This is a genomic window from Mesorhizobium sp. M7A.F.Ca.CA.004.06.1.1, from assembly GCF_003999135.1.
Classification (GTDB): domain Bacteria; phylum Pseudomonadota; class Alphaproteobacteria; order Rhizobiales; family Rhizobiaceae; genus Mesorhizobium.
In genome coordinates, this window is record NZ_RZPQ01001434.1 from 1 (window position 1) to 472 (window position 472).

A 472-nucleotide genomic window follows, 5' to 3' on the forward strand; every position below is an offset into this window, starting at 1 on the left:
GCGCTGATCGCCTCACGCGCACGCAACGTGGTGCGCAATCCCAAGGCGATCCGCATCTTCAACCGCACCGGCGGCACGCTGCTGGTCGGCGCCGGCATCGCCACGGTGGCGATGCGCTCCAGCAATTAGGCTCTCTGTCTGACCATGACCCCGAAACTGTTTTTCGGGATCATGGCCAGCCTTACCATTTGACGCTGAACCCCAGATTGCCTTCGAGGATCCGACGCTCGTCGCCGCCGAGATTGGTGGTGTAGTCGCCGGTGGCGAAGATGCTGACCTTGTCCGTCACCTTGGCGATCACACCGCCGCCGAACTCGAACGAGGTCGATCTGCCCTCGGTGGAGATATCGGTGGTGTCGAAATTGACATGGCTCGTGCCGCCGAAATCGTGCCAGATGTTGGCCTTGAGGTACGGCTGCAGCGCCATGCCATTGATCGTTGTTTCGCCTTGCAGCCGTGCGCCGAGCCGGCC

Annotated in this window: 1 protein-coding gene and 1 pseudogene; one reads left to right on the plus strand and one right to left on the minus strand. The window is 62.3% G+C overall.

The window, feature by feature from the left end; all coding sequences use genetic code 11:
* Positions 1-129, plus strand: a pseudogene (locus EN906_RS38750) (LysE family translocator); the annotation flags it as partial.
* 52 nt (positions 130-181) lie between these two features.
* Here EN906_RS38750 and EN906_RS36795 read toward each other — a convergent pair.
* A partial coding sequence (locus EN906_RS36795; RefSeq protein ID WP_127375898.1) for an autotransporter outer membrane beta-barrel domain-containing protein occupies positions 182-472 on the minus strand: 291 nt, incomplete at its 5' end.